At 61.7% G+C, this 25,013-nt stretch carries 23 protein-coding genes and 1 pseudogene; 10 read left to right on the top strand and 14 right to left on the bottom strand.

Annotation, left to right across the window (positions count from 1 at the left end):
- Window positions 1–90 precede the first annotated feature (90 nt).
- Entirely contained in the window at window positions 91–360 is a 270-nt protein-coding gene (locus VI234_RS18515) for a DUF7520 family protein (protein WP_008313333.1), read from the top strand.
- A 167-nt stretch (window positions 361–527) separates the two neighbouring features.
- Window positions 528–1,934 carry an HTTM domain-containing protein gene (locus VI234_RS18510; protein WP_336330867.1) on the top strand — a complete coding sequence of 469 codons (1,407 nt, stop codon included), beginning with the start codon at window positions 528–530 and terminating at the stop codon, window positions 1,932–1,934.
- Between the two features lie 74 nt (window positions 1,935–2,008).
- On the opposite strand, the gene VI234_RS18505 is transcribed toward VI234_RS18510, so the two are convergent.
- From VI234_RS18505 to VI234_RS18480, 6 genes are all read right to left on the bottom strand, one after another.
- Window positions 2,009–3,712 (bottom strand): methylmalonyl-CoA mutase family protein, encoded by a 1,704-nt coding sequence (locus tag VI234_RS18505; RefSeq protein WP_008313335.1) that lies wholly within the window; start codon window positions 3,710–3,712, stop codon window positions 2,009–2,011.
- Window positions 3,713–3,786: 74 nt separating this feature from the next.
- Window positions 3,787–4,578 (bottom strand): CBS domain-containing protein, encoded by a 792-nt coding sequence (locus tag VI234_RS18500; RefSeq protein ID WP_008313337.1) that lies wholly within the window; start codon window positions 4,576–4,578, stop codon window positions 3,787–3,789.
- A gap of 38 nt (window positions 4,579–4,616) precedes the next feature.
- Entirely contained in the window at window positions 4,617–6,332 is a 1,716-nt protein-coding gene (locus tag VI234_RS18495) for a DHH family phosphoesterase (RefSeq protein ID WP_336330866.1), read from the bottom strand.
- A gap of 35 nt (window positions 6,333–6,367) precedes the next feature.
- Window positions 6,368–6,796, bottom strand: coding sequence for an HTH-type transcriptional regulator LrpA1 (gene lrpA1, locus VI234_RS18490; protein ID WP_004591923.1), 429 nt, complete (start codon window positions 6,794–6,796; stop codon window positions 6,368–6,370).
- Between the two features lie 85 nt (window positions 6,797–6,881).
- Window positions 6,882–7,820: a thiamine pyrophosphate-dependent enzyme gene (locus tag VI234_RS18485; protein WP_008313341.1), complete on the bottom strand. Its 939-nt coding sequence runs from the start codon at window positions 7,818–7,820 to the stop codon at window positions 6,882–6,884.
- 3 nt (window positions 7,821–7,823) lie between these two features.
- A complete protein-coding gene (locus VI234_RS18480) occupies window positions 7,824–9,722 on the bottom strand; it encodes a 2-oxoacid:acceptor oxidoreductase subunit alpha (protein WP_336330865.1) in 1,899 nt (632 codons plus the stop codon).
- Window positions 9,723–9,989: 267 nt separating this feature from the next.
- Between VI234_RS18480 and VI234_RS18475 the strand changes: the two genes are divergently transcribed.
- Together VI234_RS18475 and VI234_RS18470 are read left to right on the top strand one after the other, a co-directional pair.
- Complete coding sequence (locus VI234_RS18475) at window positions 9,990–10,709, top strand: DICT sensory domain-containing protein (RefSeq protein ID WP_336330864.1); 720 nt, start codon at window positions 9,990–9,992, stop codon at window positions 10,707–10,709.
- Window positions 10,710–10,775: 66 nt separating this feature from the next.
- Window positions 10,776–10,958 (top strand): hypothetical protein, encoded by a 183-nt coding sequence (locus VI234_RS18470; protein WP_008313347.1) that lies wholly within the window; start codon window positions 10,776–10,778, stop codon window positions 10,956–10,958.
- A gap of 18 nt (window positions 10,959–10,976) precedes the next feature.
- Here the strand turns inward: VI234_RS18470 and VI234_RS18465 are convergent, their stop codons facing one another.
- On the bottom strand, window positions 10,977–11,774 hold the full coding sequence (locus VI234_RS18465; RefSeq protein ID WP_008313350.1) for an N-acyl homoserine lactonase family protein: 798 nt from the start codon (window positions 11,772–11,774) through the stop codon (window positions 10,977–10,979).
- A gap of 617 nt (window positions 11,775–12,391) precedes the next feature.
- Here VI234_RS18465 and VI234_RS18460 point away from each other — a divergent pair.
- Window positions 12,392–13,720 carry a Cdc6/Cdc18 family protein gene (locus tag VI234_RS18460; protein WP_008313351.1) on the top strand — a complete coding sequence of 443 codons (1,329 nt, stop codon included), beginning with the start codon at window positions 12,392–12,394 and terminating at the stop codon, window positions 13,718–13,720.
- A gap of 784 nt (window positions 13,721–14,504) precedes the next feature.
- On the opposite strand, the gene VI234_RS18455 is transcribed toward VI234_RS18460, so the two are convergent.
- On the bottom strand, window positions 14,505–15,659 hold the full coding sequence (locus tag VI234_RS18455; protein WP_008313353.1) for an acyl-CoA dehydrogenase family protein: 1,155 nt from the start codon (window positions 15,657–15,659) through the stop codon (window positions 14,505–14,507).
- A 126-nt stretch (window positions 15,660–15,785) separates the two neighbouring features.
- Here VI234_RS18455 and VI234_RS18450 point away from each other — a divergent pair, with 126 nt between their 5' ends.
- Window positions 15,786–16,559, top strand: coding sequence for a DUF6517 family protein (locus VI234_RS18450; protein ID WP_008313355.1), 774 nt, complete (start codon window positions 15,786–15,788; stop codon window positions 16,557–16,559).
- Window positions 16,560–16,590: 31 nt separating this feature from the next.
- Here VI234_RS18450 and VI234_RS18445 read toward each other — a convergent pair whose 3' ends face one another.
- From VI234_RS18445 to VI234_RS18430, 4 genes are all read right to left on the bottom strand, one after another.
- Window positions 16,591–18,243, bottom strand: a complete 1,653-nt coding sequence (locus VI234_RS18445; protein ID WP_008313357.1) for a long-chain fatty acid--CoA ligase — start codon at window positions 18,241–18,243, stop codon at window positions 16,591–16,593.
- Window positions 18,244–18,345: 102 nt separating this feature from the next.
- Entirely contained in the window at window positions 18,346–18,948 is a 603-nt protein-coding gene (locus VI234_RS18440) for a chemotaxis protein CheC (protein ID WP_023843310.1), read from the bottom strand.
- A gap of 101 nt (window positions 18,949–19,049) precedes the next feature.
- Window positions 19,050–19,718, bottom strand: coding sequence for an O-methyltransferase (locus VI234_RS18435; protein ID WP_336330863.1), 669 nt, complete (start codon window positions 19,716–19,718; stop codon window positions 19,050–19,052).
- A gap of 50 nt (window positions 19,719–19,768) precedes the next feature.
- On the bottom strand, window positions 19,769–20,806 hold the full coding sequence (locus VI234_RS18430; RefSeq protein WP_336330862.1) for a DUF7504 family protein: 1,038 nt from the start codon (window positions 20,804–20,806) through the stop codon (window positions 19,769–19,771).
- A 198-nt stretch (window positions 20,807–21,004) separates the two neighbouring features.
- Between VI234_RS18430 and VI234_RS18425 the strand changes: the two genes are divergently transcribed.
- Window positions 21,005–21,163 (top strand): hypothetical protein, encoded by a 159-nt coding sequence (locus VI234_RS18425; protein WP_014040640.1) that lies wholly within the window; start codon window positions 21,005–21,007, stop codon window positions 21,161–21,163.
- Window positions 21,164–21,408: 245 nt separating this feature from the next.
- On the opposite strand, the gene VI234_RS18420 is transcribed toward VI234_RS18425, so the two are convergent.
- Window positions 21,409–21,999: a thioredoxin family protein gene (locus tag VI234_RS18420; protein WP_008313369.1), complete on the bottom strand. Its 591-nt coding sequence runs from the start codon at window positions 21,997–21,999 to the stop codon at window positions 21,409–21,411.
- Window positions 22,000–22,074: 75 nt separating this feature from the next.
- Window positions 22,075–22,407, bottom strand: a complete 333-nt coding sequence (locus tag VI234_RS18415) for a hypothetical protein (protein WP_008313371.1) — start codon at window positions 22,405–22,407, stop codon at window positions 22,075–22,077.
- 117 nt (window positions 22,408–22,524) lie between these two features.
- On the opposite strand from VI234_RS18415, the gene VI234_RS18410 reads away from it, so the two are divergent.
- The 3 genes and pseudogenes from VI234_RS18410 to VI234_RS18400 form a co-directional block, all read left to right on the top strand.
- Window positions 22,525–23,019, top strand: coding sequence for an Lrp/AsnC family transcriptional regulator (locus tag VI234_RS18410; protein ID WP_008313373.1), 495 nt, complete (start codon window positions 22,525–22,527; stop codon window positions 23,017–23,019).
- Entirely contained in the window at window positions 23,016–24,161 is a 1,146-nt protein-coding gene (locus tag VI234_RS18405) for a pyridoxal phosphate-dependent aminotransferase (RefSeq protein ID WP_008313375.1), read from the top strand. The genes VI234_RS18410 and VI234_RS18405 overlap by 4 nt, the downstream gene beginning before the upstream one ends.
- 137 nt (window positions 24,162–24,298) lie before the next feature.
- Window positions 24,299–24,907, top strand: a pseudogene (locus VI234_RS18400) (secretion system protein); the annotation flags it as partial.
- Between the last annotated feature and the right edge of the window lie 106 nt (window positions 24,908–25,013).

Raw genomic sequence — 25,013 nt, 5'->3', positions numbered from 1 at the left:
AGGACGAGAAACAACAGTTCCTTCTGTGACATAGGATAGCTACGGCGTGGAAGTGAAAAAGGCTAATCGTCTCCGAGCCGTTGTTCCCACATGAGCGAGTCAGCCGAGGCCAGGTCCGGACAGCAAATCGTCCTTCGCCTGTACGTTGCTATTGTTGTTCTTGCCGGCGTGATGGGGTTCGTGCTCGGCAGCATCCGACCGGAGGATCTCGAACCGGAACTGTTCGGTGTGATCGCGCTGCCACCGACGCCGTTTGGCGTCGCCATCTACGGGTTCGTCACTATCGGCATCGTCCTCGGCGTGTTGCTTGGCCTCGTCGTGTACGTCTCCGAGCGAATCGACGACGCGGCCAGTTCCTGAGTGTCCGTTGCTGCAGTATATCTTGCCGTGTGAACCAGTTCCTCGTACCGCTGTGGACCCCTCAGCTATCTGATGCCCGATTCCGTTAGTTTATTTTAATCCGACAGAAAATCGGCTGCTAGTCGCCTGCGTGACAGCAAGCCGGTGTCTCGCCGCCCTCCCTACAAATGCGCCCCGAATTTCCCCTCCGTCAGTGGTTGGTCCACCGAATCGCTATCGACCGACGTGCGCTCGCAGCGTTCAGAGCGGGGCTCGGGCTGTGTCTCATCGTCGATATTGTCCTACGGTGGTCGGACATCGTCGCCTTTTACACCGATAGCGGCGCGCTCCCGCGCTCGACACTGGCTGAACTGTATCCGGTTCTGGGAGACGTGTCGCCGCTCGCTTTCTCGGGGACCGTCTGGCTCCCGCTGGTGGCCCTCGGACTGACGGCGCTCGCAGGACTGGCGCTGGTAGTGGGCTACCGGCCCCGCCTGAGCGCGGGCGTCGCGTTCGTCCTGCTCGTATCGATACAGCTCCGGAACCCTGTCGTCCTCAACGCCGGCGATACGCTGTTTCGCCGGCTGCTGTTCTGGAGCCTCCTCCTCCCGCTTGGCTGTGGCTGGGAAAATGGGTCGCCGGAGTCTGCGCCGACACGGGTCGCCACCGCCGGCACTGCGGGCATCCTCCTGCAAGTACTGGCCGTGTATGTGACGAACGGCCTCATGAAGTTTCGCGGTACGTACTGGCACCGGGGGACCGCGGTGCGGTACGTGTTCCAGCTCGACCACCTCACTGTCCGTGTTGGTGACGTGGTTGCGGGCTGGGACCCGGTGCTGGTCCTGGGGAACTGGCTCTGGCTCGCCTTGCTCGCTGGGTCCCCGTTGTTGCTCATCTGGACCGGACGGTACCGGACGGGACTGGTCGCGGCGTTCGTCACCGCACACGTCTGTATGGCGTTCTCGTTTCTCCTGGGTGTGTTTCCGCTCGTCTCGATTCTCGGGCTGGTCTTGTTTCTCCCGACGCCGTTCTGGGACGCGCTCGCGGACCGCTGGCCCGCCGCCATCGAAGCGTTGCGCCCGCGGGGGCCGGATTCAGCGACAGGTCCTTCGCAACTCTGGTTCCCCACGACGACGGCTTCGCTAGCGGCGCTCGGGATCGTCGCCATTGTCGTTCTCAACGCTATCGCAGTCGGCTTCGTCGCCGCACCGACGGGCACGCCGGACAGAATCGAGGACCGGAGCTGGAACATGTTCGCGCCAGACCCGCCACAGGAAACGTGGTGGTACGTGGCCCCGGCACCCCTGGAGTCCGGGAACCGGGTCGACGCGCTTACCCGGGAGCCGGTCACTCTCTCTCGGCCGCCGAAGGTGTCAGACCGGTTTCCGAACCAGCGCTGGAAGAAGTTCCTCGGGACAGCCCGTCACGAACCCAGTCTTCGACGGTCGCTCGCAACGTATCTGTGTTCCCGGTGGAATCAACGCCACGACGACGCGATGGAACGCGTGGAGTTGATTGTCCTGACCGAGTCGACCAACCTGAACGGGTCCGAATCCGTCAGCCAGAAACGGCTCGGGTCGTATCAGTGTGCCTGATCGGGTGATGATGGAGATTGGTTACACCTCGAAAGCAGTCCTTCAAGCGACGATTGAGCGTACGCTCTGTCCAGTCAGGCGACGCTGGCCGTTTCCTGATAGCTCCCGTACTCTGCCTCGAAGACGGCCATGATCTCGCCCATCGTCGCGTAGGCTTTCACCGCGTCGATGATGACGGGCATGACGTTCCCGCCGTCCGTGATCACCTGCTGCAGTTCGTCGAGCGCCGCTTCCACGGCCGCGTCGTCGCGCTCTGCCTTGGCCGTCGCAAGCTTGTCCCGCTGGCGTTCCTGCACGTCCTCGTCGACGGTGAGAATTTCGGGCTCGGTGTCTTCCTCGACGGTGTACTTGTTGACGCCGACCATGACCTCTTCCTCGCTCTCGACGCGCTGCTGGTACTCGTAGGCGGCGTCCTGAATCTCGCGCTGGAAGTAGCCGTCCTGAATCCCCTGAATAACGCCGTCGCGGACCGACCCGTCACCGAGTTCGTCCCTGATGTGGTTGATGTAGGCCATCGCCTTCTCCTCGACCTCGTCGGTCAGCGACTCGATGGCGAAACTGCCGCCCATCGGGTCGACGATGTCGGCGGCGCCCGACTCCTCCGCGATGATCTGCTGTGTGCGGAGGGCGACCCGCACCGCCTGCTCGGACGGGAGCGCCAGCGCCTCGTCGAAGCTGTTGGTGTGCAGGCTCTGGGTCCCGCCCAGCACACCTGCGAGGGCCTGAATCGTCACGCGGACGATGTTGTTCAGCGGTTGCTGGGCCGTCAGTGACTGGCCGGCGGTCTGGGTGTGGAACTTCAGTTGCTTGCTGGCGTCGGCCTCCGCGTCGTACCAGTCGTCCATCACCCGGGCGTAGATGCGCCGGGCCGCGCGGAACTTCGCTATCTCCTCGAACATGGAGTTGTGCGAATTGAAGAAAAAGGAGAGCTGTGGGGCGAACTCGTCGACCTCAAGCCCCCGGTTCAGACAGTCTTCGACGTAGGCGAAGCCGTCCGCGAGGGTGAACGCGAGTTCCTGTACGGCTGTCGAGCCGGCCTCCCGGATGTGATACCCCGACACCGATATGGGCTTGAACTTCGGGGTCTCCTGACTGGCGAACTCGATAGTGTCGGTGACGAGCTTCAGCGACGGCTCCGGTGGGATGACCCACTCCTTCTGTGCGATGAACTCCTTGAACATGTCGTTCTGGAGGGTCCCCCGGATTTCCTCGCGCGGGACGCCCTGCTGGTCGGCCAGCGCGATGTACATCGCGTAGATGACGGGGGCGCTGGGGTTGATCGTGAAGGAGGTCGAGACCTCACCGAGGTCGATGCCGTCGAACAACCGCTCCATGTCCGCCAGCGTGTCGACGGCGACACCCTCCTTGCCCACCTCGCCGTCGGCCATCACGTCGTCGGAGTCGATTCCCATCAGCGTCGGCATGTCAAAAGCCGTCGAGAGCCCGGTCTGGCCCTCGTCGATGAGATAGTGGAACCGCTCGTTGGTCTCGTCGGCGGTGCCAAAGCCCGCGAACTGCCGCATGGTCCACTGCCGGCCGCGGTACATCGTCGGATAGACGCCGCGTGTGAACGGCTCCTCACCGGGGAAGCCGATGTCTTCCTCGTAATCGACGTCGTCCACGTCGAGAGGTGTGTACAGCCGGTCTACGTCGAGGTTTGAGACCGTCGCGAACTGCTCCTTGCGTTCGCCGTAGGCGTCCAGTACGGGGTCCAGTGTCTCGGCTTCCCACTCGCCTTTCTGCTCGCGGATGCGCTGGAGGTCCGACTCGTCGAACATACTCCGGTGTATGTCATGATTTAGTAAGAAGGTTCGGGCAAGCCTGATGTTACCGTCAGACACACCGGCGGGGACTAATCCTGGAGTCGTTCCGTCGTCTGGACGAGCGGGTGGTGCGCGTAGTCGACGACCTCGATATCGTCGATCGACTCCAGGTCGGAGTCTGCGGCCGTCTCGGCCATCCCCAGTTCGACCGTCTCGTCGAGAACGATGACGTAGGCGTCCATTTCGTCGATATCGAGCCGCGCGGCGGCTTTCACGCGGTGGTGGCCGTCAGCCAGCAGGAGGTCCCCGCCGTTGTCGATGACGACGAGCGGTTCCGCCAGCCCGCGTTCCAGTTCGTACACCCGGCCTTCGAGTTCGTCGGCGTACACCGTCGTCTGTGTCGGCGTCAGGTCGTCGAGCTCCACCTCCCGTCGGCCTTCGTGTGTCGTGATGCCGTGGATGTTCTCCAGCGTCCGGCCGAGCTTGTCCACTTTGCCCGGTGTCGCCCGTTCGATCTGTGAGCGGATCACGTCGGCGTTCGAGATGATGCCGACGAGGTGGCCGGCGTCGTCGACGACCGGGAGTTTCTGGATGCCCGACCGCAGGATGACGCGCGCCGCGTCCTGAACGGCCATGTCCGGGTGCGCCACGAGGATGTCATCGGTCATCACGCGGAACATCGGCTCGTGGTCCTCGGCGAGCAGCAGGTCGCGCGCGCTGACGAACCCTTCGACGCGGCGGCCGTCAGTCACCGGAAACCCGCTGAAGTGGTCGTTGTCGGCGATACGTCGGGCGACCTCCCCGACAGTGTCGTCGAGTTCGACGGTGGCAACCTCGCGTGTCATGTAGTCTCCGACCGTCGGTCGACTCGATTCCTCCATCGGCGCGACGTTCTCGACCGACGGCAAAAAAGGCTCGCCTACGACGGCTCGCTGTCGTCGGGTTCGACGAGCGTCTCCGGGGTGTCGTCCGCCTGTTCTGACTCGTCGTCCGGCGGCTCAGCCGCGTCGTCCGCCTGTTCTGGCTCGTCGCCTCCGTCTTCGTCGCCGTCTTCCAGAAACAGCACATCGCTGTTCCAGTCCGTTGCGGTGTCGTCGCTCGACCCTGCAGGCGTGTCTCCAGCCGTCGTGATGGTGTCTCCGCTGTCCCGTCTGAGCGCCGTCGACTCCGTGAACGCGGCCACGTCGTAGTCAGAGCGTGCGTAGACGCGGCCGAGCAACCGGTGGGACCGCGACTGGATAGCGTCGAGAAACCGGTCCGAGACGATAGAGCGGACGATCTCTTCCAGCGACTCCTCGCGGTCGTCGACGGTGATCATCCCCAGGTCGATCTGTGCGCCCGCCATATCGGCGTGACCGCCCGCGGACCCGATCTGTCCGAAGGCGTCCCGCAGCGCCTCGCCGAGGTCGATATCCGCGCCGCGTGCCCGAGCGGACGCGTAAATCGTCCCGTCGACGACGCCGTACACCATCGTCGCCTGAACGCCTTCGAGATCGAGCAGCCTGTCAGCCGCCTGCGCGAGCGCGTCCCGATCACTGATCTCGCCGACGCCGGTCAGGAGCACCGAGCCCTCCTGTTCGCGGTTCGCGATCGCGCGGCCGATGACCGACAGCGTCTCCGGGCTCACGCTCGGGTCTTCGATGCGCTGGAGCGTCGCCATGTCGGCGTTCGTCACGAGATGCGCGGCGGCCTCGAAGTCCGCGGCAGCGACCTCCCGGCGGAAGTCCTTCGTGTCGACCTGAATACCGAACAGCAGGCCCGTCGCGATTGTGGTCGGAATGTCGATGTTGAACCGCTGGAGATAGTCGACCAGTAACGTACTCGTCGCCCCGACGCCGCTCCGGAGGTCGACGAAGCGGGCTTCGATTGGGACGCGCGGCGGATGGTGGTCGATGACGATGTCGATGGGAGTCTCGGGCGGGAGCTGGTCGTTGACGCCGGCTCTGGAGTGGTCGACCAGCGCGAACGCGTCGAACGCGTCCAGTTCGTCCGGCGAATCGGCATCGAGATTCCGGAGATCGAATTCGAGGAGATTGACGAACGCCCGGTTCTCCTGATGGGAAATCTCCCCGTAGTAACAGATCGTCATCTCGCAGTCGGCCCGTTCAGCGAGCGCGCCGAGGGCGACAGCGCTGGCAATCGCGTCCGGGTCGGGGTTGTCGTGCGTGACGACGGCGAGGTGATCGTCGATGTCCCGCAGTACCTGATGGAGCTGTCTGGCCCGCGTTCCCTCGTCGCCGACCGACTGGGTGACGTAGTCGGTAACGACAGACTCCGGCGTAACCAGCCGGTCCGCCACGCTATCGAGTCGGTCGCGCTGGTCCGCCGTCGCGCCGCGGCCGGCGTAGGCGAGCAGGAACACGTCGGGAAAGCAGTCACGGGCGGCCGTCGCCGCGTCGGCGTTCCGTTCCGGGTCTTCACTGGCGACGATGACGCTCTCAGGGTGAACGTCGAGGTCGGCGAGAACAGATGGGTCAGTCTGGTCGGCTTCGAGTACGTTGATACCGTCCGCTCGGAGCGTTTCAGCACGGTGCTCGTCCTGGGTCACGACTGTCAGGTCGCCGCGGTCGTCGCTAATCGCGTCGAGAAGGTCCGCGGCCGTCGGCCCGAGTCCGAGCACCAGCCGAGAAAGCATACCGTGCAGTCAGCGCTGGAGCGTCTAAAAACCCGTTACTTCAGCCGTTCCTGGAGAAACGACGGATGCGCGGCGGTAACACCGTCGAGCGCGAGAATCTTGTCTTCGATGACGTCCGCCAGCGAGTCCCCGTCCATCGCTCGGACCTCCGCCATCAGCATGTGGTCGCCGCTGGACGTGTACAGTTCCTCCATCTCCGGGATCTCCTTGAGGTTCCGCGTGGCCTCGACGTAGCAATCGCTCGCGATGTCGATGCCGACCAGGGCAATCGACTGGCCTGCCAGCTTCTTCGGGTCGACATCGGCGGAGTAGCCGACGATGACGCCCTCCTCTTCGAGTTTCTGGATGTATTTCCGGACTGTCGGCTTCGATACGTCGGCTCGTTCCGCGATTTCTGCGTACGAGGCCTGTGCGTCCTCTTCAAGGACCGACAGGATTCGACGCTCCGTGGACTCGGCACTCATGGAGTAATCTTTTCGGTGCATGAAAAAATATCTTCCGAACCAGAAACCCACGTTCGAGGTGGTGTCTGCAGTCCAGTAGCGGGCCTTATTTGTGATGTTCGAGGAGGTTGTCGTAGGTCCGCTCCCACTCCGCGTCCTCGTCGAAGTACCGCTCTGCGAGCGGTTCGTCGGGCATCTCGCCGATCTGGCGCTTCTCCTCGCCGTAGGAGGGGCGCGCGTCCTCGACGTACATCCGACCGGTCAGCACTTCGCCCTCGTACAGTCGTTCCTCGGTCTTTCGCATCATCTCGGCGGCTTCCGCGCGGTCCGAGACGTCGAAGTCGAACTCGTCGGACTGCTGGACGTCCGTGTACGGGACGTAGTGTTTCGCGTCCTTGTTCCAGGTCGGACACTGGGTCAGGAAGTCGATGTGCGCGAAGCCGTCGTGCTCGATGGCTTCGGCGATGATCTCCTTGGCCTGGTTCGGGTTGACAGCCGCGGTGCGGGCGATGTAGGTCGCGCCGGCGTTGAGCTGCTGGGACAGGGGTCGGATCGGCGACTTCGCCGAGCCGTGGGGCTGTGTCTTGGACTTGTGGCCCTTCGGCGACGTCGGCGACGTCTGGCCCTTGGTCAGCCCGAAGATCTCGTTGTTGAACACGATGTACGTGATGTCGTGGTTCTCACGGGCCGTGTGGATGGTGTGGTTCCCGCCGATGCCGTAGCCGTCGCCGTCCCCGCCGGCCGCGATGACTTCGAGGTTGGGGTTGGCGAGCTTCGCGGCCCGGGCGACGGGCAGCGAGCGACCGTGGATGGTGTGGAAGCCGTAGCTGTTGAAGTAGCTGTTGAGCTTGCCGGAACAGCCGATACCGGTGAACAGCGCGACTTCGTCGGGGTTCTTGCCGACTTCCGGCATGGCCTGCTTGAGCGCCTTGAGGACGCCGAAGTCGCCACAGCCCGGACACCAGGTCGCCTGCGGTTCGATGCCGGGTGTGAACTCGTCGCGCTCGATCTCGCGTTCTTCGTTGATTGCTGAGAATGCACTCATTGGTTAGTCACCTGCCGCGGGGACGTACTTCATGTTGCTCGCGGCGAGTTCCTCGCCGTCGATGCTGGACTCGAACCCGTCGACGATCTCGGCGGGCTCGAAGGGGTTGCCGTTGTACTTCAGGAGGCTCGACATCTTGTCGCCGTACTTGCCGAGTTCCTTCTGTGTCAGGCCGCGGAACTGGGCCGTGGCGTTCATCTCGACGACGAGCGCCTCGTCGACTGATTCGAGCCACTCGGAGACCTCGTCTTCCGGGTACGGGGCCATGTCGGAGACGCCCAGTGCCTTCACGGAGTGACCGTTCTCGTTGAGCCGGTCGACGGCCTCGAAGACGGTCCCCTGCTGGCTGCCCCACACGAGGATGCCGTAGTCGGCCTCGTCGGGTCCGTGGTAGGTCTGGTGGGACGTGTTCTCGTCCAGATCAGCACGGATGTCGTCGAGCTTGTTGAGCCGACGGTTCATCTGGGCGATGCGGTTCTCGGGGTCCTCGCTGATGTGGCCCGATGGGTTGTGCTCGTTGCCCGTCGCGAGGAAACGGCCGTCCTTCTGGCCCGGCACGGAGCGCGGGCTGACGTTCGAGCCGTCCTCGGGTTCGTGGAGGAACCGCTGGAACTTCCCGGAGGAGTGGTGTGCGGCGTCCTGAATCTCCTCTTCGGTGAGGACCGAGCCAGGATCGGCGTTCGGTTCCTCGTCGAAGTGGCTGGCCGGGAGGTTCCGGAGTTCGCCCTGGATCTTCTGGTCGTAGATGACGATAGCCGGGATCTGGTACTCGTAGGCGATGCGGAACGCCGAGCGGGTCTGCGTGTAGCACTCGCGGATGTTCGCCGGCGCGAACACGACGCGGGCGGAGTCGCCCTGTGACGTGTACAGGACGTGTTCGAGGTCCGCCTGCTCGGGCTTGGTCGGCATCCCCGTCGAGGGGCCGGCCCGCATCGCTTCGACGAGCACGATAGGCGTCTCGGTCATCTCTGCCAGTCCGAGCGGTTCGGACATCAGCGCGAAGCCACCGCCGGATGACCCGGACATGGCTTTCACGCCGGCGTGAGACGCACCGAGGGCCAGCGCGGCGGCCGCGATCTCGTCTTCGACCTGTTCGGAGATCCCACCGAACGAGGGCAGGTGCTGTGACATGATCGTGAACACGTCGGTCCACGGAGTCATGGGGTAGCCCGAGATGAAGCGACAGCCCTCGTCGATTGCGCCGTAGGAGATGGCGTTCGAGCCCGAGAGGATGACCTGCTCCTCGTCGTGGGATCCCTCTGGGACTTCGATGTCGTGATCGACATCGAGTTCGCTTGCGGCTTCGTAGGCGTCGTGCAGGACGTTGAGGTTCGCCTCCTGCATGTCGCCGCTCATGTTCTGTTTGATGAGCTTCTCGAACTCGTCGGTGCTGATGTCGAGAATGGCCGCGGTCGCGCCGATACCGGCCGTGTTCCGCATGATCTCGCGGCCGTGCTCCTTGGCGATGCCGCGGAGGTCCATCGGGACGACGTGCCAGTTGTTCTCCTCGGCGGCCTCTTCGAGACCGATCTCGTCGACGTCTTCCTCGTCGAGCAGCCCCTCGTCGTAGAGGAGGACGCCGCCCTCACGGAGGTCGTCGAAGTTCTCGTACAGCGGTTTCAGCTCCTCTTTGCCGTAGTAGGCCTCTTCCTGCGGGTTCCGGGCGAAGGAGTCACCCAGGGCCAGCAGGAAGTTGTAGCCGTCCCCGCGGGACTGTACTGGCTCGTCTTTCGCACGTACTTCCACGTACGTGTGGCCGCCGCGGATACGCGACGGGTAATGGCGGTGTGTGAACACGTTCAGCCCCGACCACATCAAGGCCTTCGCGAAGTTCTGGCTTGTCGAGTCGATTCCGTCACCGGAACCACCGGCGATTCGCCAGATTAGTTCGTTGTCTGTCATGGTGAAATCCTCGGCCCCAGCTCTGGTGCCGTATCATCCCGTTGGGGGGCCATGACTAAAGATTTTCCACTACATCACCACTCATTAATCGTTATCTTTCGTCTCAGGCACCTCAGGTTGCCGTTTTCGAAATGGGGTTCGTCGCTATTGGGAGATGTTCACAGGGGCAATATATCCGCCCGAGCCACACTTGTCAGCCACTAATAGTAAGCCGCGTAACTCCCTCCCGCAACGACTAACACAGTGAATACCGTTGTACAGTCGAGGATGTCGTTAACGGAACTCATCGCTGGCGTCGAGGACCATCAGAAGACGCTGACTATCTTCAACGCCGGGCCGACAGCGGCCGAAGACCTGCGCGAGCGCTTCGCGGACCGCAACGTCCACGTTCAGACCGAGCAGACTGAGAGCGGACGCCCGGGCGAGTTTATCACTCTCAGCGAGGACGAAGAGGTCATCGCGGCCGCCAGCCTCAATTCGTTCACCGACTCGCTTGACGAAGGCCGTCAGTACATCACGCGGGACAACAGCCCGTACGCGTCGATTCTCGACCACCTCGACGAGACGATGTTCACCTCGTGGTCCATCCAGCGGATGACCGCCGCGTCCCGCGAGATTGAAGACCGCGCGTGGCGTGTGGGACAGGGAACGCTGCACGCCGGCTTCCAGACACTGTCTACGCTTCAGGGCGAACTCGACCTCTACGAACGGCTGGGTGAGACCGACGTGGACGTTCACGCCTACGCCGTCCCTGACGTCGAACCACCCGAGTACAGCACGTTCTCGCTGCATCTGGAACGGTCGGACGAGATCGCCGACTCGTGGTTCGTCGTGTTCGACGGCGGCGGTGACCCGACCCAGAAGTGCGCCTTGCTGGCCGAGGAGCGCGAGCCACGCGAGTTCTACGGCTTCTGGACCTACGACGAGTCGACGGTCGACTGGATCATCGACTATCTGGAGGAGACCTACGGCTATCTCGAACAGTGAGCCGCGTTCGAACCGGCCAGCGCGACCATTACTACGGCTTGCCGTCGGTTGGCATTCGCTCTTGAGATGACGAACGTGGCCGAGTCCAGAGAGTTCCGCATCGAGGAGACCGGAGAGCGCGTCAACGGTCTCGAACTGGAGTTGCACCTGTTTTTCGGCGTGTGGGCGGTCATCGAGCGTCACGAAGACCGATGGGTCGTGGCGACTGACGACGGGGAGCGCCGGACACTTGTCGCTGTGTCGGACTAACCTGACGTGGACCTCGAATCAATCCGCAGTCCCAGACACATCCTCGAACACCGCGAGGTCGTGGCCGAGCAGCACTTCAGCCCCCGTCGCCCGCTGTCGGTCGCGGCACCGCTCTAGGCTCTCCTTCCACGCGCCGTTGTTCCACAGGAGGCTCGTCGCCATCGACTGGCCCGCGTAGTTCGCCTCGACGTACGCTTCGTCGCCGACGACGAGGAGCGGCCGTGCCGGGCGGTCGATGAACGCGCCCATGAGTCCGGGCGTGTGGCCGGGAAGGTGCAACAGTTCGACCCCATCGGTGAGATGATAGCTGTCGCCGTGGACGATCTCCCAGTTCAGGTCCCGGTCGAAGTCGCTGGCGAGGTAGGCGATAGAGCCGTCGTCCGTATTGGCGCTGTAGTACGCGTACGGGAGTTCCTCCCGGTGGACGTAGATCGGGACGTCTGTTCCCGCGAAGTTGTGCAAGCCGCCAGCGTGGTCCAGATGCAGATGGCTCATCACGACGGCATCGATGTCGTCGATGCTGTAGCCCGCATCTTCGAGATCCGCCGGCAGGGCGTGCTCCTCGGCGTCAACGTGTGCGAACGCCTCGTACAGCGGCGTCGGCCAGTATCCGTCGCCGGCCTCCGGATGCGAGCCGGTGTCCCAGAGGATAGTCATCTCGGGCGTCTCTACGATGAGGTTCCACACGACGTACGTTTCGTACTCGTGTTCCGGGTCGCGGTCCGAGGCCGTCGCGACGCTGTGGCCGTCGACGACGAAGTTTCGATCAGCCTGTACGCGGCCCCGGTCGACGAACGTCACTGTGAGGTCGTCCATACGGTGTCTACGGGCTGTCAGAAAGTAAAGAGCAGTGTCGTGCGCGTGGGGAGCAGGCTAGTTCGCTATATCATCTATCGTTCGCTGTGGCAGGGATTGCAGGCTATATCGATGCCGAGAGACCTTTATAACGAAATGTCGGTGGAAAAGCGGGACCCACACACACCACCCTGCAAGTGTTCTCGGTGTTTGCAGGGGTGGGGGTGGGGAGGGGGAAGGTCCCACTGCATACTTAAAGAAGCGGCAGGATGTTCGATTCTACTGAGAGTAAATGATCAGAAGACTATCCGTATATGCAGATTTGGGTGCCCTGAAGCACTTGTAGCTTGAATTCTATAAGGTAGGACGTTCGATGGTGAATATGATTTATTGCCTTCACCATAAAATATATAATAGTAGTACTAGTTCTAGATTCGGTCCAGAACGAGACAGTCGAGAATCGCAGGACTCAAGTGTTCTAGATGAAGGGTCGGTGCAGCAGACTGCTCGTGGCTGTTTTCTAGAGGGATCGAAGAAACACTTGCAGGGTGGTGTGTGACTGTTCGGCGTGAAAACACTTGAAACACTTGTACGGTGGTCACTGGTTTTATATAGAATCATTCAAAAGGTGGCGTACGATGGTCGACGTGAACGAGAACCCGTTCGATGGGACTGACGCGATCTTCGAACGAAAGCAACCGCTGAAAAAAGACACGTTCACGCCGGATACGATCTTTCACCGCGACGAGGAGATCGAGTTCTACATCAACGCGCTTCAGGACGTCATCGTCGGCCACGACCCCAACAACGTCTTCGTCTACGGCCCAACGGGGGTCGGAAAGACTGCCGTTACGAAGTGGGTACGGGACAAACTCGAAGAGAAGGCCGAGGCCGAGGACATCCCGCTCACCGTTGTCGGTCCGATAAACTGCCGGAACTACCGGTCGGCGTACGCGCTGGTCAACACGCTCGTCAACGAGTTCCGAGATCCGGAGAACCAGCTCCCCGAGAGCGGCTACAGCACTGACAGCGTCTTCGAGTTCCTCTACGAGGAGATCGAGGCCGTGGGTGGGAACGTCCTCATTATTCTGGACGAGATCGACAACATTCCGGCGGACGCGCGGAACGACTTCCTGTATGAACTGCCGCGGGCCGAAGCGAACGAGAACACGCCGATCACCGATGCAAAGGTCGGACTCATCGGGATTTCGAACGACCTCAAGTTCGTCGACGTGCTGGAACCCAAAGTGAAATCGACGCTCGGGGAGCGAGAGATCAAGTTCGGCCCGTACGACGCGACCGAACTCCGGGACATTCTGGGCTACTACGCCGACATCGCGTTCCGGGAGGACGTGCTCGGCGAAGACGTCGTTCCGCTGGCGGCGGCCTTCTCGGCACAGGAACGGGGCGACGTTCGGCAGGGACTCCGAATCCTCGAAAAGGCAGGGGAGTACGCGCGGATGGAGGGCGCGGATGGTGTGACAGAAGCGCATACGCGACGGGCGACAGACACCATCGAAACCGACGAACTGCTGGATTACTTCGAGCACGACCTGAGTTCACAGCAGGCGTTGACGTATCTCGCGACGACGCTTGCGCTCATCGAACCGAAACACGAGGCGTCGACGAAGCGGATCTACAACCTCTACTCCTCGATTGCGGAGTCGAGCGGCCGCCGCGTGAAATCCGAGCGCAAGATCTACGAGTTCCTCGACCAGCTTTCCATGCAAGGGCTGGTCCGTTCGGCCGAACGCAACCTCGGTCGCAAGGGCGGGCGCAAGTACATCTACGAGGTCACCGACGACGCGACCGATATCATCAACGCCGCGCTCCAGTCATCCTACAGCGATGCCGTGCCGAGCAACGTCAACGGGATACTCGAACACTATCTGGAAGACGAGGCGACCGAGTTCGAGGCACCGGACACGACCGACGACGAGCAACAGAACCTCTGGCAGTTCACGTAGCCAGCGTATTTGCTCCCCTCCCCCCACCGGCTCACACGGCAGAACACTTGCACGGTGGTGTGTGTGTGTTCAGTGGCAGTTCCTCTATTGTGCCGTCCAGAACAGTTGCAGGGTGGTGTGTGTGTGTGCCAACATAGACCTGAACCCGGAGTGCTACCGAGCGATTGTGTGGCAGTTACCCTCCGCTGCAGTGTGTAGAACACTTGCAGACCGGTGTGTCCGTCCGTTTCCACCACAGCCTCCCGGTATTCCGTTTCGAAAACACTTGCAGGGTGGTGTCAACACCAATTCACCGGGAAAACCGCTCAAAACGGGCTTTTCTGAACACTTGCAGGGTGGTGTTCCCGTGGGCTCTCGTCTGTCGCTCCCAGTGCGGGAAACACTTGCACGGTGGTGTTAGAGTGGTGCATCGGAACTCCGAACAACGTCTCAAAAACACTTGCAGGGTGGTGTTTTCGGGAATCTCAGACGCTCGCGCACCCCCGTACGACGCATACCCCGTGCGAACACTTGCAGGGTGGTGTGTGAACACCTGTCCACTGTTCTGGTCCGGTTGTAGTCGTACTGGAAACACTTGCAGGGTGGTGATAGAACACTTGTAGGGGGTGATAGAACACTTGTAGGGGGTGATAGAACACTTGTAGGGGGTGATAGAACACTTGTAGGGTGGTGTCGGATCGTTTGTATAGGGCTGTCAGAACACTCGTAGGGTGGTGTTCCAGCGAAAAATACGTCGTTTGCGACGCAATCAACCAATCGACAGTGATCGACTGAGCCCTCTCGGTTACATCGGGGCCTGCTTGTAGATGAGGTTCCGCTGGATGTCGTTGGCCCCTTCGTAGATGACCGGAATTCGGACGTCGCGGTACACGCGGGAGATGCGGTTCTCCGTCAGCACCGACCGGCCCCCGTGTAGTTGCATTCCTTTCTCCGCACAGTCCATCGCGGCTTCGGTCGCATTGGTCTTTGCCAGTGCGGCCCAGTAGCCGGCGTTTTCCTGGTTGGCGACGCGTTCGGCCGCGTGCCAGGTGAGCGTTCGGGCGGACTGGAGACCGAGTTGCATGTCGGCCAGTTTGTGCTGGACCGCCTGGAACTCGTCGACGGTCTTGCCGAAGGCCTCGCGGTCGTGGACGAACTCCCAGGCTTCCTCGATGGCCGCCGCGGCGAGGCCGATGCCGTGGCCGCCGACGACGACGCGGCCGTGATTGAAGAACTCGGCGAGCATGTAGAAGCCGGCCCCTTCGACGCCGATCAGGTTCTCCTCCGGAATCCGGCAGTCGTCGAGCACGATGTGAGCCTGCTTGGAGGCCCGGAAGCCCATCTTCTCGGGGATGTGTTCGGCGTGGTAGCCGTCGGCGTCCGTCGGGACGATAAACATCGAGTAGTTCCCGTAGCGGTCGTTCGGATCGTCACCGGTCTTGGCGTACAGCGTCACCCAGTCGGCCTCGACGCCGTTGCCGATCCAGTACTTTTCGCCGTTGAGTACCCACTCGTCGCCGTCCTTCTCGGCGGCTGTCGTCATCCCGGCGAGGTCGCTCCCCGTCTCTGGCTCGGAGACGGCGAGGCCGGTAAGCTGGTCGCCGGTGGCGACGGGCTCGAGGAACTCCTCTTTCTGCCAGTCCGCGCCGTGGTCCTCGACGATCTCTGCCCCGAAGCTGGCGAGCTGGATCGTCAGCGCGATCCCTGCGTCGGCCTTGTACAGCTCCTCCGCCATCGCAAGCATCTGCTGGAGGTCGTAGCCGCTCCCGCCCCACTCCTCGCCGATATCCTGTGCGACGAGGCCGGCCTCCCTGGCTGCTTCGAGCACATCCCAGGGATACTCCCCGGACGCGTAGTACTCACCGGCGACTGGTTCGATGTGCTCCGCGGCGAACTCCCGAGCCTCCTCCTTGACCTCGCGTGCGTGCTCCGGAACGAGTTTCTCGGATAGCAGATCCATGGGGACTATCATGGTTTGTGTACTGATATACTCCGTGGAACTCTGCCAAACACCGCCATAGTTGTTTCCCGGAAACTCCTGATAATCGGCCAGCACGCTTTTCCATGGCTGTGGCCTTCCTCGGGCATGAACCGTCGAGACTACCTGCTTGCCGGAGCCACCCTCGGAACCGCCGGGCTTGCGGGATGTTCGTTTCTGGCCGCGGCCGAGGCACCGCCACCGGACGTTCCGAAACAGCGCCTCGAAGACGGCGGCTGGACGCGAACGGACCAGTCCTCGGAAACAGTGTTCGACCGGAGCTACGGCCCGGTCTCGGTCGAGGCTGTCTCCAGTACGGTCCAGTACGTCGACGAACAGCTACAGGAACGCGTCGCCAGTCGTACCCTCGATCAGGTCCAGACTGCGCTCTCCGTGTTTTTCGCCACCCGCGTCGACTTCAGCCCCGATCTGGACAATCTCCCGGCTGGCGTAGGTCGCAAGGAACTGCTGGCGGAAGTCAGAACGAACGCCCGCGACAGCTTCGAACAGCAGATGGAGGCCCAGGGACTGACCGACATCGAGAAAACCGGCGAGGGAACCATCGATATCGACACCGGCGAGACGGCCGAGACGGTCGAACTGTCCGCCGTGTACCCCTTCGAGGGGATTTCGTTCGACGTGACCGAGAACGAGGCTGTCGAGATACCGGCCAGCGACATCGACATCTCGGCGATGTTCGCCGTCTGGCACCACGGCGATTTCGTCGTCATCTCCGGGGGCGCGTACCCGGCACAGAACTTCGAGCAGGTCGTCGAAAACGCCCTGAGTGACGGCATTACGGTCACCGTCGATGTCGACCTCGGACTCCAGCCCGACACCTATCGGACCGAAGTCCGGAATCTCGTCACTGGCGTCCAGTAACCGTTAGCTCGCCGGAGACGAGCTTGCTCCCCTATTCCGGTGCGGCGTCGTCGGGGACGCGGCCCTCGACGAGTGATTCGTCGGCGTACTCGTCGCGGAGCGACTTCTTGTCGAACTTCCCGGTTGCCGTCTTCGGGACCTCGTCGATGGTGACGAAGTTGTCCGGCACCCACCACTTGGGGTAGGAATCGAGGATGTGCTCCCGGAGTTCATCACCGAGCGTCTCCTCGTCGGCGTCGGCCGTCGGAACGATCATCGCGAGTGGGCGCTCCTGCCAGCGCTCGTGCGGGACACCGATGACCGCCGCTTCGTTCACGTCGTCGTGGGCTATCAGTTCGTTTTCCAGTTCGAGCGAGGAGATCCACTCGCCACCGCTCTTGATGACGTCTTTCGCCCGGTCGACGATCTTGATGTAGCCGTCCTCGTCGACGGACACCACGTCGCCGGTCTTCAGATAGCCGTCCTCGAACTCCTGTTCGTTCGCTTCCGGCCGCTTGAAGTACTCCGTCGTCACCCACGGCCCGCGGATGTGGAGTTCGCCGAAGTCCTCCCCGTTGTGCGGGACCTCGTTGCCGTTGTCGTCGATGACACGGAACTCCAGCCCGGGCGCGATGAGTCCCTGCTTCGCCCGCTTGTCCAGTTGCGTCTGGTAGTCGGCGTCCTCCAGGTCGCTCCGCAGAGACGCCACCGCACCCACCGGGGCCGTCTCGGTCATCCCCCAGGCGTGGACGAGTTCCACGTCGCGGTCGTCGAAGAATCGGATCATCGCTTCGGGCGCGGCGCTGCCGCCGACGATGAGCCGTTCGAGCGACGAGAGGTCGACGTCGTTTTCCTTGATGTACTCCATCAGTCCCAGCCAGACGGTCGGGACGCCGGCGGTGACGGTGACGTCCTCCTCTTCGATGAGCTTCGCGAGGTCTGCCGGTTCCGGCTGTGGACCGGGGTAGACGTGCTTGGCCCCGCCCGCAGTTGCGGAAAACGGGAGTCCCCACGCGTTGACGTGGAACATCGGGACGACGGGCATCATGACGTCGTCGTCGTCGAGTGGAATCCCCTGTGGCGACTGAATCGCCATCGTGTGGCTCCACAGCATCTGCTGGGTGTACTCGACGCCTTTCGGCCGTCCGGTCGTGCCGGAGGTGTAACAGAGGCCTGCGGGCCGTTCTCCCTCCAGTTCGGGCCAGTCGTACTCCGTCGGCTGGTCGGCGATGAACGACTCGTAGGCGACGGCATCGAGGTCCGTCTCGGGGACGGACTCACTCATCACGATGAACTGCTCGACCGTTTCGAAGGACTCGGGGTCATCGGCGGCGGCACCTTCGAGCTTCGGCAGGAGCGATTCGTCGACGAAAATGAGCTCGTCCTGTGCGTCGCTGACGATGTACTGGATGTGTTCGTCGGGCAGGAGCGGGTTGATAGTGTGTAGCTGTGCACCGGTTCCCGGTACCCCGAAGTACGTCTCGAAGTGCCGGCTGTGGTTCCAGCAGAACGTCCCGAGCCGTTCGCCGTCGCCGTAGCCGGCTTCCTCGATCGCGTTCGCTAGCTGCGCCGTCCGTTCGGCGTATTCGGCGTAGTCGTGACGGACGATACCTTCGTGGGTACGAGAGACGACTTCCGTGTCCGGATACAGTGTTTCTGCACGCCACAGGAACGGTCGTAGAGTTTGCGGGCTGCCTCCTGGCATATCATGATGCAGGGGCTCACGATACAAGAAACACTGCTAAATCTTTCATGAGGGAAAAGGAGTTCATCCGCAGTGCTCGCCGCCCCGTTCGCACACGTCTGCTTACACTTCGATTTCCTGCATCAGGTCGACCAGTTCTTCCAGTTCCGGAAACGTGTACACTTTCACGTTGATGTTAGACTCCAGCGCGTGGACGCGGGAATCGAACATCAGCGCCATCTCGTTGTCCCGGTCGCCGACGAGCTGGTCCACCATCCCACTCCCGGGGCCGAACGTGAAGTTCGGCGTGGAGATGTCGATGGTGGTATCGAGGACGTTCGCCCAGCCGTCGATGAAGCCGCTGGTCATGATGTTGCCGATCTCCTGAATCGCCGAGCGTTCCATGTCGGTGAAGCCGTCGGCATTGGGGTCCGTTTCCCCCATATCGCCGATCATCCCGGTGGCGAGGTCCTTCGCACTGGCGGCGTTGAACAGGAACAGGATGTGCCCGTGGGGCTTTTCCACCATCTCGATACTGATACCGATCTGCTTCTCGTCGCCGACGTGTGTTTTGATATCGGGGATATCGATGAAGTTGATCTTCGTGATCTCCATCTCCGTCTCCATCCCTGTCATCTGGCTGAGGTGGTTCGCAACGGTGTTACCGCCCTCTTTAGCCATCTGATTGAACAACCCGAGCTTCCGAATATCTATCATCAGACTCATTCGTTAGGACCAGCGTTGCCGCTGAGTTGTGTGTCCTCATACATAAGCTATGCACCCGCATTTTCGTCGGCGAGAATCGGAGCGTGTCGATACAGCTTTGCTCACTCCACGCGGACGCTCACAGCGACGCCCTCGCCGAGCGGCAGCAGCCCCGTCTCGAACGCCGGGTCGTCGCCGACGCGTTCGAGATAGGTGGCGATACCGCGACTCGCTTCGTTAGCGTCGCTGCCGTCGCCGTCCAGCAACGCCCGTACCTCCTCGAACTCCAGCGGCCCGGCCTCGATCATGTTGTCGGCGACCACGGCCCCACCGACCGGGACTTTCCCCCGGACAGCGTCGAAGGCCTCCACGTAGCGGTGTTTCTCGTTGTCGACGAGCACTACGTCGAACGGGCCGTCGTAACTCTCGACGGTTTCGATTGCGTCCCCGTGTTCGAAGGCGGCCTGGTCGGCGAACCCGCCGCGGTCAAGGAACTCTCGGGCTTCCTCCAGTTCGTCGGCGTCAATCTCCGTCAGGACGATCTGCCCGTCGTCGGACACCGCGGGCGCCATCCAGTATGCCGAGTAGCCAAACCCCGAGCCGAACTCGAAGACGCGCTCGGCGTCGACCATTCGGGCGACGAGGCGGAGCCACCCGCCGACTGCGGGGCCGACCGTCGGGAACCCCTCCCGGTCGGCTTTAGCGTCCATCTGCTCGATGACTGGGTCGCTGGCTGGCGCCAGTGTCCGGGCGAACTGCTCTGTGACCTTGGGGAGCGGGGTTTCGTCCATACCGGGCTATGCCGGTAGCGGCGACATAAATGAGTGGGTCCGGACCGGAGCTAGCCGAGTTCGAGGCGCTCGACGTACTGGATGACTGACTCCAGCGCGGGATTGGGGTAGTACTCGACGGTGTTTCCCGCTGTCTCGTACGAGAGAATCCCCAGATCGTCCAGCCGCGGCAGGTGATTGTGTGCCAGCGACACGCCCACTTCGTCGCGTGACTTTGGCGTCGTCCTGGCCGGGATGGACTTCTCGCGTTCGTGGACGCGGTCGACGAGTTCGTCCAGCGGGATCTCGTTTTCGGACCGGTCCTTCAGGTGATACAGGAGACTGCGTCGCCGCGGGGCGGAGATCAGTTCCAGAACCTGGTCAAACGAGTACGGTATCGGAATCGTTTCGGGTTCTTCCGGGTCGCCTTTCTTGACGCCGCCGGGCGGGGTGACGGTGTCCCGAAACGTCGGCGTCTCCTCCGTGTCTTTCGACGCTGTGACGGTCCAGCCGTGGTCCGGGAGGTACTCGTACACGACGTCATACAGCGGCCGAAACATCTCGATTGTCTCCTCCGTATGGGCCTCCGGGTCCATGTGGTGGTGGCCGGAGACGTCCATCTCGGCACATTGTCGGTTCAACGCAGTCACCAGCGCGATGACGCGGTCGCGTTCCCAGGACTCAAGCAGTCCGGTAAGCGAATGCAGGCACAGAAGCAGCGGTGCATCTGCCTGTTCCAGTCGACCGAGATGGCGAGAGACGGCCGCTCCGATGTCTATCGGCTCCACTGTCGCGGGAAGCGTATCAAGCGTCAATGAGGGAAATGCCCCAGACGCCGCTGCCTGCGAGTTAGCCGGTAACTCGCTGCCGGCGTCGACGATAATCGCCTCTTCGGGCATCTCGTCGTCGAGGTGCTGCTGCCACAGCGAGAGGCGAGAATCGGGGGACTCAGACACTGTGACACAGATGGCCTTCGACTCACTGACCCCCTGTTCAGTCAAGAACCCGGCACACCCCTTTCGTTCGGCGTCGCTCGAACCGCGTGCCAGCACCAATACGGACGCGGCCTCGCTCAGAGGCTGGTCCACTGTCCCACTCCCGGAGTTCATTGCGTACTGTATCGTATCAGGAACCATAAAGCCATCAACAAATAAGCGTTCCCTTAACAGATGTTAACATTCAATCAGGAACCGCTCGAAAATGAGACACTGTCCGGATCGACTCCCTCTGTGTGACCTGTTCTCAGGGTATGTCCCGGACCGTCTCGATTCCGAGGATTTTTGCAGTACTACGGCGTATTACTTACTATGCCAATCATGTCGAGTAGCGACTTTTCTATCCACATCGAGGAGTGTGACGAGTTTGACGACGGGATGCCGATAAGTTCGCTCCCGGACGAGGTCACGTCCATCGACGACCTCGACTGTGAGTGCTGGAGCGGGTTCGAGTCGCTGGACGAAATCTAACGACGGGCTCTACGGTCTGGGTTGCCAGAAGGCAGCCTCGGTCGACCGATCTTCGAGCATCTCGCCGACGACCGTCTCCGCGCCGTGGATGAGCTTTTTGATGATGTATGCTGACGGCTGTCTCACCACTGCATAAAAGTAGCCGTAGCTAGGAATGTCTTGATTAACACACGTCTTCTGGGTCACCGATTCACTCCGGGCGACGTACTCGTCTCGAAGGCACTGCTCACGCTGGGCCGCCCCGATCAGGCGTCCCAGTACGCCGGTTCGTTGCCGGGCTTCCACTTTATCGAACAGCCTCTGGACGGTTTTTCAGCGGCTGTAATCTGGTCGCCATCGAGCAACGTTTCGACGTGTGCGGCCATCTCCCGCTCGCTGGGTTCGTCGTCCGGGTTCGGCGCGTCGTCGAGGCGGCCGTGATACGCCAGTTTGAACGTCCCGCCGTCGTTGTGAAACAGGAACGGATCGGGGGTACAGCGGGCGCCGTACGCGGCCGCGACCTCCTGGGTCTTGTCGAACAGATACGCGTCGTACTGTATCTCGCCGCGCTCGACGAGTTCCTGCATCCGCTCGAAGGAGTCGTCGGGGTACTCCTCGGGGTCGTTGGCATTGATCCCGACGACAGCGAGGTCGTCGTACTCCGTCGCGAGCCGGTTTAGCTCGTCAATCTTCGCTTTCGCGTACGGACAATGGTTGCAGGTAAATACGACCAGTAGCGCGTCCCTGTCCGCGAAATCCGACAGTGAGTACGTCGCCCCGTCCGCTCCCGAGAGTTCGAACGGCGGTGCTTCGTCCCCACGCCCGAGCACGTCGGACTCCGAATCGAGTGAAACCATCGCTCCCTACTACGACTGTCGCCGCTAAAAGTCCACGGACGCGCTACACGGACTTCCGAGACGACCGCTTTTTGCTCAACTGTCCGCTTCTTCCGACGTCGCTGCCGCAGTATCGAAGGCTTTCGCTGCCTCGAACGCGGCGCTCCCGTCGTCAACGGAGAACAGCGTCTCTTTCCCCTCCGCTTCGTGTTTTTCCAGTAATCCGACCGTCACCAGTTCTTCGAGCGTCCCGTCGAGGTACAGCGTCTTCAGCGGCACACCGGCTGCTTCGCTCAAGGCCGTTTTCGTATACGTTTCGTCCGCATCGAGGCGGAGTATCGTGTCAATAACCGTCGCCGCCTTGTCGTGGTTCGCGATGTGTGCCCATCCCGTGTCAGAACCAGCCCGCTGGCCACCCTCTTCGAACATTAGTCGACACCTAACCGTCAGAGATATTAAAACTGTCTGGTGTATTTCCGACCGAATGGTGTGATGCTCTCTCACTATTGAGCAAGGCTTTTGTCCGCGTCACTCTCCTGGCACTGTATGAGCAGTCGCCGCGAGATACTCGACCTGCTACGGGAGAACGCTCGCTACACGACCGAGGACATCGCTCGGTTGACTGATTACTCCGAGAGCGAGGTAGCCGAGGCTATCGAGGAGTTCGAGGAGGCAGGTGTTATCCGCGGCTACGGGGCAGTCGTCGACTGGAACGCCGTCGAGACCGACGAGGAGCGCGTTCGCGCCACCGTCGAACTCAACGTCACGCTGGACCGTGAGACCAGCTACGACGACATCTCCGACCGGATCGCGAAGTTTCCGGAAGTGACTTCGCTTCGCCTCGTCAGCGGTGACTACGACTTCGATCTGGAGGTCGAGGGCGATTCGATGCGCGAAGTGTCGCATTTCATCAGCGACAAAATCGCGCCGATTCCCGAGATCACGCAGACGGTAACCCACTACATCATGGAGTCGTACAAGGAGCAGGGGATGGAGTTCGACGACCACGACGACGACGACCGCCTGTCCGTCTCACCATGACATTCGAAGCAGCGGACAGGGTCGACAGCGTGCCGCCCTCGGGTATCAGGCGGTTCTTCGAACTGGCCGAGGAGATGGACGACATCATCTCGCTCGGGGTCGGGGAACCGGACTTCTCGGCCCCATGGGCCGCCCGCGAAGCCGCTATCGCGTCGCTCGAACGCGGCCAGACATCATACACAGCCAACCGCGGGAAGCGGGAACTCCGGGACCGCATCGCGGACTACGAGGCGTCGACACACAATCTGCAGTACGACCCGGACGAGGAAATCCTCGTCACGGCGGGCGCGAGCGAGGGGCTCGACCTCGCCTTTCGGGCGCTGCTAAACCCCGGTGACTCGATCGCTATCGCCCAGCCCTGCTACGTCTCGTACATCCCTGGCGCGACGTTCGCCGGTATCGACGTTATCGACGTTCCGACACGCGCGGAAGACGAGTTCAAACTCACCCGAGAGGTGCTGGAATCGTCCGGTGCGGCCGAGGCCGACGCCCTCGTGTACTGCTACCCGAACAATCCGACCGGAGCGACGATGACGGCCGAGGAGATGGCGTCTGTCGCGGCCTTTTGCCGCGAAAACGATCTGCTCGTGTTCGCCGACGAGATCTACGCCGACCTCACGTACGAACACGACCACACGTCTATCGCTACCCTCCCTGGGATGCGTGAACGGACCGTCGTGTTCAACGGCTTCTCGAAGGCGTTCGCCATGACGGGGTTCAGACTCGGGTACGCGATGGCCCCGCCGGAGGCCATCGAGGCGATGAACCGTATCCATCAGTACTCGATGCTTTCGGCCCCGACGACGGCCCAGCACGCCGCTATCGAGGCGCTGGACAACTGCCGCGACGAGGTCACAGACATGGCCGCCCAGTACGACCGCCGACGGAAGTACGTCCTCACACGCTTCGAAGAGATGGGACTGGACTGCTTCCCGGCGGCTGGAGCCTTCTACGCGTTCCCGGAATGTCCATGGGACGATGCCGGCGAGTTCGCCGAGAGTCTGCTGCAAGAAAAGCGGGTCGCAGTCGTACCCGGAACTGCCTTTGGTGAGGGCGGGTCGGGCCACCTGCGAGTGTCGTACGCGACCGGTCTCGACGATCTCAAAGAAGCGATGGCCCGGATCGAATCGTTCCTTAATTGACAATTAATCTCGGCGAAACATTCAGTATGGTCCACTTACTACCGTAAGGAGACCGTGATACGAACAACCGGAACTTCTTTTTCATCGACATTTGGTGGGGATAAAGTTTTTTCCTGCCTAACTGGAGATGAATAACAATGGCTATCGATGATACTGGGGGAGGTGAGTCAGATCAGGTCAACGGTGGGGGGAACCTGACTGACGAGCCTGTACGGGTCGGCGAATACACATGGGACGATCTCCGGCGGGAGGTACACGATGGGGGGCGGTTCGACCGGAGCGTGTACCTCGGCTTCGAGCCGAGAGAACTCAGCCAGCGTCTCGAAGACGCGGCAAGTGCCGGTAAAACACTGCAAGCGCCGTTCGAGGAGTATCTCGACCCAACCACGACACCAGTCGCGAAAGACATCTACACATGGGAGCATTTCAAACAGGAGTACTATTACGAGGACGGCAGTCTCCCCCGTGACAGTGACGGCGAAGTCATCCCTTTCGACGAAAGTGAGTATCTGAACTTCGACCCCGAACACACGGAAAACAAGCTGTCCGCCGCCGAAGACATCGCCAGTGAACTGCACGAGTACGTCGACGAAAACACCGTCGACGTGAATCCGGAACTGGACGAAGACGAGTTCTTCTCGACACGAGACGGCCACACAACCGTCGTCAACCGCTACGACCTCGAAAAAGCCGTTCCCCAGTCGAAGAAATCTCACTTCAACGAACTGGAACGATACTCAGTCGATCACATCGGGTTAGAGTAAGCGTCTGCTTGGAGAGGATGTGCAGTCAACCCAAGCAGACAGCGAGATAGAGGAAGAGCACCTGCTTAATTTTGTCGTCAACAGTCTC

This window comes from Haloarcula sp. CGMCC 1.2071, assembly GCF_037078445.1.
Taxonomy (GTDB): domain Archaea; phylum Halobacteriota; class Halobacteria; order Halobacteriales; family Haloarculaceae; genus Haloarcula; species Haloarcula amylolytica.
This window is presented reverse-complemented; position numbering and strand designations above follow the sequence as displayed.